Raw genomic sequence first — 13,562 nt, 5'->3', positions numbered from 1 at the left:
ATGCTCTTCGACTTCACACACGACCACGACGGTGAACGACTCAGCGGTGTGTATGGCGGTGATCCGTCCGGGGTCACCGCCGTGGTGCTGCATGGCGCAGGCGCCAGCAGCACGGAGCGACTGCTTCCTCTGGTGCGGGAGTTCGTGGCCCACGGCTGTCGAGGAGTTGCCTTCGACTTCTCCGGGCACGGCGAAAGCACCGGCAAACTGAGCGAGTTAAGCCTGCGGCGACGGTTCGATCAGGCCGTCTCAGTGATCGATGCGTACGCGGGGGCGGACGGGCCGCTGGTCCTGGTGGGGTTCAGCATGAGCGGGCAGACGGTGGCCGATCTCGTCCGGCATTACGGGGATCGGGTGGCGGCGCTGGGGCTGTGCGCGCCCGCCGTGTACACCGCCGAAGCGTGGGACGTGCCTTTCGAGAACGGGAACGGCCGGTTCAGCGAGATCATCCGGCAGCCGGACAGCTGGCGGCAGGCGCCCGCGCTTGAGGTGCTGCGAGCGTACGAGGGCCGGGCGGTGCTCGCCGTGCCGGGCACGGACACGGTGATCCCACCCGCGGTGACAGAGTCCGTACAAGACGCGCTAACCGCGCGCGCCCAGTACACGCGGTTCGACCTTCCGGACGCGCAGCACCAGCTGGGACTGTGGTTCCGCGATCGCGCCGAGGACAGGCGGGGTTTCGTTGAGGCGGTGCTGACCGGCCTCGACGACCGTGGCTGGACGGCCACGCGCGCGTGGGTGGCCAAGCAACTCGGACACGACCGGTCAGTCACCTACTCCCACCTGCTGTCCGGTGGCTGGAGCTCCCAGATGCGCCGGCTCGCGCTCGACGACGGCACGGACCTGGTGCAACGGACCTTCGTGAAGCCGTTCTTCCGCCACCACGGGCCCGGACTGCTCGCCCGTGAGGCGTCCGTCCTGGCGCTGCTCGCCGGGCAGGAAGGCATCCCGGCTCCCGGGTTCGTCGCTGTGGACGCCACGGCCGAACATTGCGATCACCCGACCCTGTTGATGTCCGCGCTGGCGGGCCGCGTCCGCGTGGACGAGGACGACCTCGACCGGCGCCTGGACCTGCTCGCGGCCCAGCTCGTCCGCGTCCACGACGTTGTACCCGCCGAAACACCCCGCACGTACCAGGCGTGGACGTCCCCCGAGCGCGTCCGGACCCCGGACGGTTCTCTGTGGGAGCGGGCCGTGAACGTGATCCGCCGCGACCCGCCGCCGTACGAAGGCTGCTTCCTGCACCGCGACTTCCACCCCGGGAACGTGCTCTTCACCGGAGCCGGGCAGGAGCTGCGGATCACCGGTGTCGTGGACTGGGTCGAGACCTCGTGGGGACCTGCCGACCTGGACGTGGCGCACTGCTCGACCGCGCTCGCGTTGCTGCACGGGCCGGCCTACGGGCTGGACTTCCGCGAGCGGTACGAGGCACACGGCGGCCGCGACCTCGCCAACGACCCCGACCACCTGTACTGGCGGCTGCTCGACGCCCTGCACTACTGCCCCGACGCGGCGAAGCTGGCCGGACCGTGGCGTGAACTAGGGCGGGACGATCTAACGCCCGAGGTGCTGAGAGAACGACTGGAGGCGTACGTGGACGGCCTGCTGCAACGATACGGCTGACCGGCCCTTGATCACTCGTCTGACACCGACCCGAGGAGACGTGCGCATTGGCCGCCGTGGTGCTCGTTCATGGCCTGTATCACCGCCCAGAACACTACGCCCTGGTGGCAGAACGCTTGCGGACCGCAGGAACCGAAGTCGTCGTTCCCGAGCTCCACCGGGGCTCATTGCCCGCTGACACAGCCGCGGTCCAGGCGGTCATCGACTCGCTACCGGAGCCGCCGATTGTGCTCGGTCACTCCTACGCCGGATCAGTGATCACTGGGCTGCGCGGGGCACGACACCTGGTCTATCTGGCAGCCTTCGTGCCGGATGCCGGCGAGAGCGCGGCCAGTCTGGGGGGCGCGTCCCAGCAGCTCCAGGACGCGATCACCCCTGAGCCCGGCGGCTCGACCAGCCTGAACCCCGACCGGGCCGCCGACACCCTCTACGGCGACTGTCCCGAACCTCTCACCGCCTGGGCGGTCGACCTCCTGCGTGCCCAAGCCCCCGGCTGCGGACGAGGCATCCCAGAGCACCACAGCTGGAAGCACGCTCCCTCCACCTACGTCGTCTGCGCCCAGGACCGGGCCATCGACCCGGTCCTGCAGCGCAAGATGGCCTCGCGCTGCACCGACGTCCGCGAGTGGCAGACAGGCCACTCCCCGTTCGCAGACAGCCCGACCTCATCGTTGGACTCCTGCAGGAACTGCTCGCCGCCAACACGCCGGGCCGGCCCGATGAAGGAGCCAGAAGCTGTGTCGGAACCGGTGATCTGTGACGTTCTGTAACGGAGGGGCTGTAGCTGAAGATGCCTGTTGCCGAGCGGCGGGTCCTTGCCTGAGTGCTGAGTACGCTCCATCAGTCCTTGGTCGAGAGGAGTTGCTGAGTGGCCCGGTTAGGTGAACCCGTTCTGCGCACCCAGAGGCTTGTGATGGAGCCGATCCGCCAAGGGGACAGCGAGGATCTCTTCGAGGCTGTGGTCAGTCAGGACAGCGTCATGCGATGGCTGGCGACCGGCCGGGCGGACAGTTGGCTATGTCACTCCGAACTGAGCCCACCCTGCTGCCCTGAACTGGACCCAGTTCGCACCAACGCGCCCCCGACACAGAGGTTTCAGCGGCTTCCGCTGCTGGCCACGAGTGGGTCCATTTGATCTCGGCACTGCAGGTGGGCTCAGTTCTATCTGGCGACCGTGCTGGACTGCTTCAGCCGCAAGGTCGTCGGCTGGTCCATCGCCGACCACATGCGCACCAGCCTGGTGCAGGACGCCCTGCGGATGGCGGCCGTGACCCGCGGCGGCCTGGACGGGGGTGGACGACGAGCAGGTTTGCATCGAGGCGGAGTTGGGCGAACTGACACCGGCCGAGGTTCCGCAATGGGGCGGCCTCCTGCGGGGAGTGCCCGAGCAGACGGTCGCCGCGATGCGACGCGGTGACGAGGCCCGGCTGTCCTGGCCCGACGGGCAAGAACGCAGCGTGCGGCTGGCGGGAGTGCTGCAGATGGACGACCAGGGGCGCCTGCTCGTGGCCATCTTGGGCGAGGGGACGCCGCCAGCCGAGTGATGCCCAGGCCGGGCCGTGCCCCCGCCGTGCCCGATCGAGCGGGAAACCCCGGGGAACACCGGGCAGCCATAGACTCCAGGCAAGCGAACGACCCCCGACCAATCAACCCAGGTCAGGGGCCGTTTCCGCTGCTCTCAGCGCGGAGGCGGTGGGATTTGAACCCACGGTGACATCGCTGCCACGACGGTTCTCAACCGTGGACTAGCTTTGTGTCGGAGCCCGACGCTCATACCCGAGGATGTCGTGCATCCATCGATCGAAGTATCGGGCCTCGGCCTCTCGGTCACCCTCGATGGTCAACCACTCGCGGGCGGCGGTGATCATGTGCGCCTCGGCCTGATCCACTTCCGCAGGCCGGCGCTCGACCCAATCGGTCAGCGCGCCCCAGATGACATGGAGCGAATAGCACGCTTCGTCACCGTCATCGCCTGGCCACTCGCGCATAGCCAGACCCCAGATCTCCAACGCCGGGTCATACGGTGAACCATCGCCGTTCAATATGGCCGCCGCATGCGTTCTGACCGCCGTGCGAAAGGCCTCCGAGTCCACCATGATCTAGAGAATAGAGGACTCGATCCGCCCCAACCTGTACAGCACAGAAGTACAGCAACCTTGGCGACCGCAAGTGACCGTCCAAGACTGCGTACGTCCTCGTGGCCAGTCGAGCAGACTTCAGCGTCCCCCGCGCCCATAGTTCGCATCGAGGGGCAGCTGAGGCAAGGCTTGCACGGGGTGCCGTTCTCATCTGAGGGACGGTACCCCGCTTGCTCGGGTCGCTCATTGGCCTCCGCACCCGCGCTTTGAGGGGGCACCGGGCCCGGCCGATCGACCGAACCGGACACGCCTAACGAACGTCCACGAAGTCACCCGTCGCCTTGACGGCACTAGTTGTCATGGTTCCTCTGAACTCATAGCGCCAGTAGCGATCGGCGGTTGCGGTGACCTTCGCCGTGGCGACCCCGGTGGAGTTCGTGGTGACGTAGCCCAGAGACTCGTAGTAGCTGACGCCGGGCGTGCGGAACTCGAGGTAGGCGCGCTGACCCGTGTAGCCGCGGTAGTCGTGGGTGTCCCAGTTAGCCCGCGAGAGCTTGCCCGTGACGGTGATGGTGCCGCCCTTGACGACAGGCTCGGGAGAGGCGTTGGCGGTCAGCTTGGCGTAGCGCTTCATGAAGAAGCTGGTGAGGCCGTCCGAGTTCATGGACTCACCGTCGTTGGCCTGGGCTGTGACACTGAGCTTCCAGATGCCGGCCAGCGAGTTCTTCAGATCACGCCGGGGGTCGATCGTGTAGTGCTTGGTGCAGACGGAAGAGGTTCCGCTGACTGAACACACAGCCGCGGCTTCGCTGGACTTCAGCACCGCGTCGGCGTTGCTGAGGCTGCTTCCGTGGAAGAGCGTGAAGTCCCCGGCCTTGATGCCCGAGTCATCAGTGAAGGTCACCTTGGCGGTGATCGTCCTTGAGTCAGTGATGCCCAGGACCACATCGTTGCCCGAGCCGCCTCCGCCAGTGATCCGGAAGTCACTGACATGAAGGTCGCTCCCACTTGCCTGGGCACCTGGAGCGAGGAGAGCGGCTATGGCCAGAGAGCCGAGCAGGGCAGAGCCGAACATCGATCTTCGCATTGTGTTCCCGAAGGTCAGGCCCGCCACGTTCAGCAGGCCGCCGATAAGTGCAGGCAGTGTACGCATCGGTGATCAGGGACTGGATACGGGCCTAAGGGCTGTCCCGCTAATCCCTGGCTGCGTAGGCGTGGGACTGGCAGGATGACTGCCATGACCACGTACCGAAGGGCCGATGCCGCGTAGACGGCCTGGCGCCCTGCGTGCCCAGCAACATGGTCCTCGCGTCTGGGAGGACCCGCCGCCGAGTCGGATCCACGGGCTCTCCGCCCTTACCAGCCTGGCGATACATCGAGTGGAGCGCCTCTCGAGCAACTATTTCGTCTTCCCCGGCGCTACGGCCCTCGCGCTGCAGCGTTATCAAGCGTTCTTGCAACCGCCGGGGCGGCGGCCCTTGTATCCCCAGGACGCGCACTGCTCGTGCCGCGGTTGTTCCTTCGATGATGTGAGGCATGCCCGCGACGTCCTTGAGGAGGTTCTGCAACGGCTGCCCTCACGGTCCCGCGCCGAGCTGAAGCGCCAAGTGGCCTACCTGGACGCCGTCTACCTTGAGCGCACTCTGCCTGACCCCTTCGCCGATCGCCGGCAATGGCGTGCTGACCTCTGGTGGCGTCGCCGCCTCACGGTAGGCGGGGAGGCCATGTGAGGCTCGTGGTCCGATCCAGGACTGAGAGGATCACAGCGTGACTTGTGTGATCACGGCGTCGAAGCCCTCCTGGATAGCCCCGTTCACTGGTCTGAGCCCACGCTGCTTCGGGAAGCTGGTGACCATGCTGCGGCGCGAGGGTGCGGATGCGGTCCGCAAGGGTCGGCCATGGAGCCTTCCGCTGGAGGACCGGGTACTGCTGGTTGCGGCGTACTGGCGCACGAACTTGACGATGCGCCAGCTCGCCCCGCTGTTTGGGGTGTCCAAGTCGGCCGCGGACCGCATCATCGATCACCTCGGGCCGATGCTCGCGCTCCAGCCCCGAAGGCGGTTCGCCAAAGACACCGTGCTCATCGTGGACGGCACCTTGGTCCCCACCCGCGACCACACAGTGGCCGAGCAGTCCAAGAACTATCGGTACTCCACCAACCACCAGGTCGTCATCGACGCCGACACTCGCCTGGTCGTCGTGATCGGCCGGCCCATGCCCGGGAACCGCAACGACTGCAAGGCATGGGAGGAATCCGGCGCGAAGGCTGCCGTCGGCAAGACGCTCACGATCGCCGACGGTGGCTACCCGGGCACCGGACTCGTGATGCCGCATCGCCGCCGCAAGGGCGAAGACCTGCCCGAGTGGAAGGAGGCGCACAACAAATCCCACAAGCGGGTCCGCGCCCGTGTCGAGCACGTCTTCGCCCGGATGCAGACCTGGAAGATCCTGCGCGATTGCCGCCTCAAAGGCGACGGGGTCCACCACGCCATGCTCGGCATCGCCCGCATGCACAACCTCGCCCTCGCCGGATAGGCAGCCGGCCGCACCGCGACCGACCCTGCCCCGGCGACTCAAAGATCATTAACGGGACAGCCCTTAGGCCGCAGGACATGAGTACTGACCAGCCGCGTGCCCGATGCCCCTCCGCTGGGCCGTCTTCGGGCCGTGCGAGGTCAGCCGACGCCGACCGACAACGACAGAAGCCCACGGCATCTGAGCTGTTCAGAGCCGTGGGCTTCTTCAGTCCTGCTGGTCAGCCAGACCAGTGATCAGTAGACCGGCTAATGAGATCGTGGGGAAGGCTTAGACGTGCATCTGTTCATCGGTGGCCGAGCGGCGGCCTCCGTACGAGGTGACCAATACGTCAGCGACGGCCGCCGCGTCTGCGTCGGCTACGTCCGCCGGGTACTCCGGCAGCAGGTCGTCCCAGACGGGCAGCCACGACCCATACAGCTGGGCGTGCCCCTCGGGCCGGGCGAAGAACCAGATGTGCAGGTGTGCAGCTCCGTCCCCGATCCGGTAGACGTGGGCTCGGGAGATATGCGGTAGAGCCTGCACATGGCGGACGATGTGAGTGGTGAGCACGCCGAGTTCGGCAGCCATTTCGTCGGGCATATCCGCCATGTCGTAGTGGTCTCGGGAGTACAGCATCAGCACCAGAGGCACACCGACGCCCGTGACCCGGGCCAGTCGCCAGCGTTCGTTGAACCAGATGCCTTCGTTTCGGGCGCGGCACAGGTCGCAGTTCGCCGGGTCCTCGCCGTGCCGTTCTGGCTCAGGCAGAACGGGCGGGCGCAAGGGCGTGACGCGAAGTCCCTCAGGTTCGAACGGGCTTATCTCCCAGCTGGTCATCCGCGCCAACGGAAGCCGAAGCTCACCATCCGCAGCCGCACGTGCGTGGTCGTAGAACTCATCAGGTCGCAAGGCCATGATCGGAGACTAACCCGGCCCATAGGCGCCCTGACCGTGACAGACACGTGCCAGATCGTGCGGGGAGCCACGGGGAACAGCGGACGCTCAACTCCGCAGACGGAACGCGCCTGCACCGCTGTAGCGCAGGCCACTGATAGATCACCTGAGCTTCAGATGCTACGCCGCTCTCGTGCAGGTCATCCCAACAACTACGCCTAGTCGCCCAAGCTTCCCAAGCTCAAGGGGTGGGTCTAGGACCGCGCAGGGATAGTAACCTCGGTCTACTAACTCTCCGCACTCTGAGGAGCGCGGACTGTGGAACCAGTATCGGTCTGTGGGGACAGGCCGAGTTGGGGGGCGCAATGATGACGTATCGGTTCAATCCGCCACCAGGCTGGCCGACGCCGCCTCCAGGATGGATGCCACCTCCCGGCTGGCATCCCGACCCCTCATGGCCAGCACCGCCAGCGGGTTGGCAGCTTTGGGTACCCGACACCTCAAGTAGCGTGAGTGCTGTTGACCTCAGCAAGGGCATCACGGAGCTGCCGGGCCAAGCCACGAGTGCCCTCGCGGCGCCAGCCCCGCCACCAGTCCCTACGCACGGCAACCCGGTAGTCGATGCAGGGTCCGCTACACCCCCGTTGTCTCCCATCTCCCCAGCTCCCCGCACTGGCTTGTTCGGCAGGCGTCGTCGCGACGAAAGCCAAGAGATCGAACAGTTGCGGGCGTGGATAACGAGTACGCAAGGCATGGACGCCGTCCAGGTCCTTGACGCCCTGCGTCTGGCGAGCGAGGAAGCCGCTGCTGTGCGCGAAGCCGCAGAGGCTGAGGCGGAGCAGATCCGCCAAAAGGCTCGGGACGAGGCGAAGACAGAGAAAGCGGAGGCGAAGAAGGCCACCAAAGAAGCTGACCGCGCACGGAAGGAAGCAGACAGGGCTCGGCAGGAAACCTACGCGGCCAACTGCCGGCTTGCCGAACTCCAGGCCCAGGTCGTGACCACTGACGAAACGGCGATGCTCCAGCAGGTCGGAATCTACGCCTACCGGCACCAGTTGCAGGATGCCATTGCCTACCGCACTCGCTTGGATTCGCTGAAGGACGAGATCAAGAGCCTCGCGCGTACCGACCAAGCAGTCCTCACAGTGCAGCACTGGACGGTCAACGGGTCGGCTAGCGCCGGGCGCAAGATGGTCAAGGACTTCTCGAAGCTCATGCTCAGGGCATACAACGCCGAGGCTGATTACGCGGTTCGCTCGATGCGCCCCCACCGTCTCAACTCGCTCATCGACCGCCTCTACAAGAGTCGGGAGACCATCGCGAAGCTCGGTGCGACCATGAACATCCGCATTTCCGATGCCTACCACGACGCGCGGGTCCGTGAACTGCAGCTGACTGCCGACTTCCTGCAGAAGAAGGAAGAGGAGAAGGAATCTCAGCGAGAGATTCGGGCGCGAGAGAAGGAAGAGGCTGCCGCCCAGCGGGAGCTGGACCGGGAGCGGGAGAAGCTCCAGAAGGAGTTGGGCCACTATCAGGCCGCTTTGGACCGCCTCCGGGAACGTGGGGATACAGAGGCAGTAGCGGAGATGGAAGCCAAACTCGCAGAGATTGAAGAGTCCCTCAGCTCCGTCGAGGCACGTGCCGCCAATGTCCGCGCCGGTTACGTATACGTGATCTCCAACATCGGTGCCTTCGGCGAGCGGATGGTCAAGATCGGGATGACCCGACGGCTGGAGCCACTGGAGCGCGTCTACGAGCTGAGTGGTGCATCGGTCCCGTTCCGGTTCGACGTCCATGCACTGATCTTCAGCAAGGACGCGGTGGGTCTGGAGTCGCAGATGCACCAAGAGTTCGCAGTCTACCGAGTCAACCGCGTCAACGCTCGAAAGGAGTTCTTCCGCGTCACCCCGGCTCAGGTGCGCGATGCCCTCCAGCGGTACGCCGGCCAGCACCTTGTCGAGTTCACGGAAGAACCTCAGGCCCTGGAATGGCGCGCCAGCCAAGCGAGCTGATCCGCGATGTCACGTGTTGGCCTGCCGCTTCGTCCGGGCTGCGGCGCTGGGGCGCCGGTCCCGGCCGAGCGGCAGGCCGACAAGCGCGTTGGCATAGCAATGGGCCCCGTACGCCAGCGCTGGGGGATGCTGTCGCACGGGGCCAGGCTGGCTGACCGTGAAGCGTGCTCCGGCCGGGCGAGCCGGGGCGTCCGGGGAGCCTTCAGGCTGCAGGTGTCTCGTGCCGGCTGCTCGGATGCGCTTCAGCCGCCTTGCTGTCCATCTCTGCGTCCAGTCCAGCAGTGATCAGCTGCGCAAGCAGATCGGCCGCTTCGGGGCGAACGGTGCCGAGCTGCACCAGTCCGTCACCGAAGACGTTCACGTCAGCTACCAGGCTGGGAAAGTCGGAGTCTAGTCCGAGGAGCACGAGTTGATCGGCCAAGGAACCGGCGCTTCGTCGTGCACGTGCCCAGCCTCGGACGTAGGGCACACCAGGAACCAAGTCTTCCGCTCGCTTGGCCACCACTCCTCGCCGGTCGGTCATGGCCTTAGATCCTTCCCTCGTTCTTTTCGCTGGTTGCCGAGGCATGCTCGTCGCGGTCGTGGTCACGGCGGAATCCACTGGCGAGCGCCAATCTCAGGAGTTCCGCGAGGCGCTCCGCCGTATCGGGCGAGACCCGGCCCAGCTCGACGAGGCCATGCCCGAAGGCGTTCAAGTCCGCGCGCAGGTACGGGAAGTCTTTCTCCAGACCTGCCCTCACGAGGGCGTCCCGCAGTGCGGTCGTCGCGTTTCGTGCCGCGTACCAGCCCTCGCTGTCCAGTGGCGACCACGTGGCAGCGTCGTCTCCGTCGGTCGGCTCATGCGGCATCAGTGGTCGGTCTCCTCGGGAAGTGCAGCGACCGCGGGGTACGGGGTCGGGTACTGCTCGTCGAAGCGGTCGATCCTTGCCAGCAGCTCCGCGGAAGCCACCAGCGCCGTCGCGAGGGCGACCGGGCGTAGCGGATTGGCTTCCGGCCGGCGCGTAGGCGGGCGAAGCCATTGGTACCGGTCATCGAACAGCGGAGTAGGGCCAGGGACGACGACGGCCGAGCCCTCATCGAGGTACCGGTACGTCGGAGGAGTCGAGGTTTCGCGTTCGAGGTAGTGCGTGAAGGACTCGCGACTCTGGGAGTTGAGGAAGAACCCGACTCGTTGTGCCTTGCGGTCGATGGCTGTAGGCCCGAACGGCATTCCACTGCGCAGGAGCCGGTCGTACATCTCCATGCCGAGGTGCTGGTCCACGCTCAAGACGTCGAAGAAGCGGCCAGTCGGCAGCAACGCGGGCATCCGCGGATCGTCAGCCCACACCTGCCGGCACTCGACCGGATTGTCCGCCGCCGCAGACAGCCACTCCATGCCCCGCCTGGTCATCCTGTGCACGTCGTCTCACCCTCAGTCGGACCACCGTGCGGCCCCGATGCCGCAGTAGGACCAGACTCAGCGCTCAGTACCTGACCAGGGCAGATGACGAGAGGTGACGGGGGATGACGCGTTCACGCATGTCTTGTCATCCCCCGTCACCGACCTTCCGGCAGACGATCTTCGGTTACTGCCTGCAAGATGCCATCACCAGCGCGTACATTCGATCGGGCAAGCTGAGTTGCCACACCGGCGCATGCGCGCGGGAGTGAAGGGGCACCGCTCGATGAAGCCGACCAGCGTCCGCTTACGTGAAGCCCGCATCAGCCGGGGCTGGAGCCAGCCAAGGCTGGTGAGGGAGCTGCGCCAGGCAGCAGCTCAGCGCGGTCATCAGCTTCCTTCGGACGCCAGTGTGAAGCGGCGTATCGCGAGTTGGGAGAACGGACACAGCACACCGGACGACTTCTACGGCCCGTTGCTGTGTGATGCCTTCGCCGCAGGCGCTGCAGAACTCGGGTTGAAGCACGGAGAGCTGAAGGACGCTCCGGTACTGGACGCCGCGTACCCCGCCAGCCCGGACGACGCCATTCAGACGGTCAGCCAGTTGTGGCGGGCAGACCTCAACCAGTACGACCCACTGCTCACTGCGGAACCGTCCGAGCCCGCGTGGAACGAGGCGTCCCTTCGGTGGTTGGTCGCACCCGAGCCGGGCATCCCTCGCCCTCGATCCGACGGAATGCGAGTTGGTCTTGGCGACGTGACAGCCGTGAAGACCACGGCGGACATGTTCGCCCGGCTCGACGACCAGTTCGGCGGAGAACATGCGCGGCACTCGGTCATCCAGTACCTCAACAACGACGTGGCCCCGCTTCTACGAGGCCGCTACACCGAGCAGGTAGGTCGAGCCCTGTTCTCCACCGTGGCGGAAGCCACGCTCCTTGCCGGTTGGATGTCTTACGACGCCTGCCGCCACGGGCTCGCCCAGAGGTACTTCCTCCAGGCGCTCCGCCTTGCCCAGGATGCCAACGATCGCCGGTTTGCAGGCAGCGTCCTGTCAGCGATGAGCCACCAGGCGACCTTCTTGGGGCGGTACACCGAGGCCGCCACTCTCGCCCGTGCAGCGCTCATGGGCATTTCGCCGGTGGCCACGCCGACATTGCGGGCTCAGTTCCACGCGATGGAGGCCCGCGCCCTCGCCCGTACCGGAGACGTCGCCGGGTGCGAGGCCGCCCTGAGCGCCGCCACAAAGGCGCTGGAGAGCCGGAATCGCGACGACGAGCCTGAGTGGATCACCTACTTCGACGAAGCTGAACTTGCCGCCGAGGCCGCCCACTGCTTCCGCGACGTCAACAGCGCCCGGCAGGCCGTCGCTTACGCCGAGAACGCCATGAGCGGCACCCACGTGCGGAGCGACTTCTTCGCCACCATGGTTCTGGCCGACGCGCACCTGCGCGCCGGAGACGTCGAGGAGGCGTGTCGGGTGGCGCTCGATGCGCTTGACCTGGGCGAGCAACTTAAGTCGGCACGCTGCGTCAGTTACCTCACCGAGTTCCGTCAGAACCTCACAGCGGCCGACGACAGCGCGGACGTACAGGCTTTCACCGAGCAGGTCAGAGAACACAGACTGTGGGTGGCCTCTGGCGCCCTCGTCGGTGTCTGAGCGCAGGTCTCCACACGCTCAGAACGGGCCCCACTCGTCTCGGCCCTCCCCCGTGCGGAGGGAACGCACTCGCCGAGCGAATTCGGCGGCAGAGCGCTCGCTCGTCGTGACCTGGTGGCCGAGCCAGGAAACCATCATCAGCTCACGGAGGTCGGCGAGCGTTTCGTAGCCGGGCCAGTTCATCAGGTCGAAACCATACCGGTGCACGAATTCGGCGTACTCCGCCTTTGTGTGCCAGCCGTACCGGTCGTAGAAGATCGCCGTCTGGATCAGGTCCCACTCGCGTGGGGCGAGGGCGAAGCCGTCCAGGTCGATGAGCACAGCGTGCCCGTCTCTGTGGCGGAGGATGTTCCCGATGCTGGCGTCACCGTGGATCAGGCCGAAGGGGAGGACGAAGTCCAGGCGGTCGTAATCCTTGGCGAGGGCCGCCGCTCGCTCCTCCAGGAACGTCCGGTCCTCCCCCGAGATGCCGCCCAGGCCGTCGAGAGACACCGCCAGCTTGGCCAGCGGGTCGAAGTACGGCAGGCCCAGAGATTCGGGTTCCTCAAGCCAGTGCAAGCGGCGTAGGAGGTCGGCCAGCTCGCCGACCGTCGCATACTCCTCGCGCTCCTGAACGCTCTCCCAGAAGGTGACCACCAGGCCGCCGACGACGAGCGGCTGCACGACCGGCGCCGGCACACGCATAGCCGGGAAGTCCCCGGTCTCAAGCCACCGGGCCACACCCACGGCCCGTTGCATCTCGGCGAGCACCGACGGATCACGCGCGATGCGCACGATGATGGGTAAGGAGGTCAGGCGATAGACCGCGTTCGACCCCAGCCGCAGCAGTTCGGCGCCGTGGGAGTCGAGGCCAGCCCTCGCGCATGCTTTCCGGAGGACGGGCTCCAGGCCCTCCGCCGTGAACTCCGCGCTGCCACCGTCCGGTGTCCCGCTGCTGCCCGAGATCATGCTTCGACCATACGGGCCGGACCCACAGCCCGACAGGCCGCCTGCGTAATAGGGGCGTAATGATCTTGATCGGGGCCCGCTCGGTCACAGCTTCCCGTGCAGGTCAGGGGCCCTATGACCTCGCGCTCTCACCTGGGCTACGGAGCCGTGTGCGCAGGTTGAATCCTGTCGGGGCTGTCACCTGCCCACCACCTCACAGCCCGACGGCATGCCCCTGGCACCAAGCCAGCGTGCGCATCCCGTGCACAATCCCCCGGGAACCCCCGGGAAACCGCTGGGAAACCGCAGGTACAAGCGGGAAACCCCGGCGTACGCTTTGGGGCCGTGACCAGGACGTTTCCCATGGTCAGGGTCCCAATGGCAGACGAGTCGGGCTGTCCGCCGGGTTCGGTCCGAGCGGGAAGAATCCGCAGCCAGCCGCCTTGCCTCTGGCCGGTCCAGGAAGGCAAAAC

At 66.3% G+C, this 13,562-nt stretch carries 12 protein-coding genes and 2 pseudogenes; 7 read left to right on the top strand and 7 right to left on the bottom strand.

Features of this window, described 5'->3' with window-relative positions:
• From SRB17_RS39180 to SRB17_RS39165, 4 genes and pseudogenes are all read left to right on the top strand, one after another.
• Complete coding sequence (locus SRB17_RS39180) at positions 1-1,623, top strand: alpha/beta fold hydrolase (protein ID WP_153546031.1); 1,623 nt, start codon at positions 1-3, stop codon at positions 1,621-1,623.
• Positions 1,624-1,670: 47 nt separating this feature from the next.
• A pseudogene (locus SRB17_RS39175) lies at positions 1,671-2,383 on the top strand (alpha/beta hydrolase).
• Positions 2,384-2,785: 402 nt separating this feature from the next.
• Positions 2,786-2,899: pseudogene (locus SRB17_RS39170) on the top strand (DDE-type integrase/transposase/recombinase); the annotation flags it as partial.
• A 16-nt stretch (positions 2,900-2,915) separates the two neighbouring features.
• The gene (locus tag SRB17_RS39165) at positions 2,916-3,167 is read left to right on the top strand and encodes a hypothetical protein (protein WP_153546029.1); all 252 of its coding nucleotides are present in this window, start codon (positions 2,916-2,918) and stop codon (positions 3,165-3,167) included.
• 201 nt (positions 3,168-3,368) lie between these two features.
• Here SRB17_RS39165 and SRB17_RS39160 read toward each other — a convergent pair whose 3' ends face one another.
• A complete protein-coding gene (locus tag SRB17_RS39160; protein ID WP_153546027.1) occupies positions 3,369-3,719 on the bottom strand; it encodes a hypothetical protein in 351 nt (116 codons plus the stop codon).
• Between the two features lie 292 nt (positions 3,720-4,011).
• The gene (locus SRB17_RS39155) at positions 4,012-4,854 is read right to left on the bottom strand and encodes a calcium-binding protein (RefSeq protein ID WP_153546025.1); all 843 of its coding nucleotides are present in this window, start codon (positions 4,852-4,854) and stop codon (positions 4,012-4,014) included.
• Positions 4,855-5,468: 614 nt separating this feature from the next.
• Here SRB17_RS39155 and SRB17_RS39150 point away from each other — a divergent pair.
• The gene (locus SRB17_RS39150; protein ID WP_323377282.1) at positions 5,469-6,236 is read left to right on the top strand and encodes a transposase; all 768 of its coding nucleotides are present in this window, start codon (positions 5,469-5,471) and stop codon (positions 6,234-6,236) included.
• 270 nt (positions 6,237-6,506) lie between these two features.
• Here SRB17_RS39150 and SRB17_RS39145 read toward each other — a convergent pair whose 3' ends face one another.
• Positions 6,507-7,133, bottom strand: a complete 627-nt coding sequence (locus SRB17_RS39145) for a hypothetical protein (RefSeq protein ID WP_153546023.1) — start codon at positions 7,131-7,133, stop codon at positions 6,507-6,509.
• A 731-nt stretch (positions 7,134-7,864) separates the two neighbouring features.
• Here SRB17_RS39145 and SRB17_RS39140 point away from each other — a divergent pair.
• Positions 7,865-9,124, top strand: a complete 1,260-nt coding sequence (locus tag SRB17_RS39140; protein WP_228396512.1) for a DUF4041 domain-containing protein — start codon at positions 7,865-7,867, stop codon at positions 9,122-9,124.
• A 202-nt stretch (positions 9,125-9,326) separates the two neighbouring features.
• Here SRB17_RS39140 and SRB17_RS39135 read toward each other — a convergent pair whose 3' ends face one another.
• The 3 genes from SRB17_RS39135 to SRB17_RS39125 are packed head-to-tail and all read right to left on the bottom strand — an operon-like array spanning position 9,327 to position 10,499.
• Complete coding sequence (locus tag SRB17_RS39135; protein ID WP_153546019.1) at positions 9,327-9,647, bottom strand: hypothetical protein; 321 nt, start codon at positions 9,645-9,647, stop codon at positions 9,327-9,329.
• A 4-nt stretch (positions 9,648-9,651) separates the two neighbouring features.
• Complete coding sequence (locus SRB17_RS39130) at positions 9,652-9,972, bottom strand: hypothetical protein (RefSeq protein ID WP_153546017.1); 321 nt, start codon at positions 9,970-9,972, stop codon at positions 9,652-9,654.
• Positions 9,972-10,499: a bifunctional DNA primase/polymerase gene (locus SRB17_RS39125; RefSeq protein ID WP_153546123.1), complete on the bottom strand. Its 528-nt coding sequence runs from the start codon at positions 10,497-10,499 to the stop codon at positions 9,972-9,974. The genes SRB17_RS39130 and SRB17_RS39125 overlap by 1 nt, the downstream gene beginning before the upstream one ends.
• Positions 10,500-10,914: 415 nt before the next feature.
• Between SRB17_RS39125 and SRB17_RS39120 the strand changes: the two genes are divergently transcribed.
• Positions 10,915-12,162: a hypothetical protein gene (locus SRB17_RS39120; protein ID WP_323377301.1), complete on the top strand. Its 1,248-nt coding sequence runs from the start codon at positions 10,915-10,917 to the stop codon at positions 12,160-12,162.
• Between the two features lie 18 nt (positions 12,163-12,180).
• On the opposite strand, the gene SRB17_RS39115 is transcribed toward SRB17_RS39120, so the two are convergent.
• Positions 12,181-13,110 (bottom strand): phosphotransferase family protein, encoded by a 930-nt coding sequence (locus tag SRB17_RS39115; protein WP_153546013.1) that lies wholly within the window; start codon positions 13,108-13,110, stop codon positions 12,181-12,183.
• Positions 13,111-13,562: the final 452 nt, after the last annotated feature.

The sequence above is a fragment of the Streptomyces sp. RB17 genome (genome assembly GCF_009604455.1).
Classification (GTDB): Bacteria; Actinomycetota; Actinomycetes; order Streptomycetales; family Streptomycetaceae; genus Streptomyces.
Note: the sequence above shows the minus strand (reverse complement) of the source record. Positions and strands in the feature narration are given on the sequence as shown.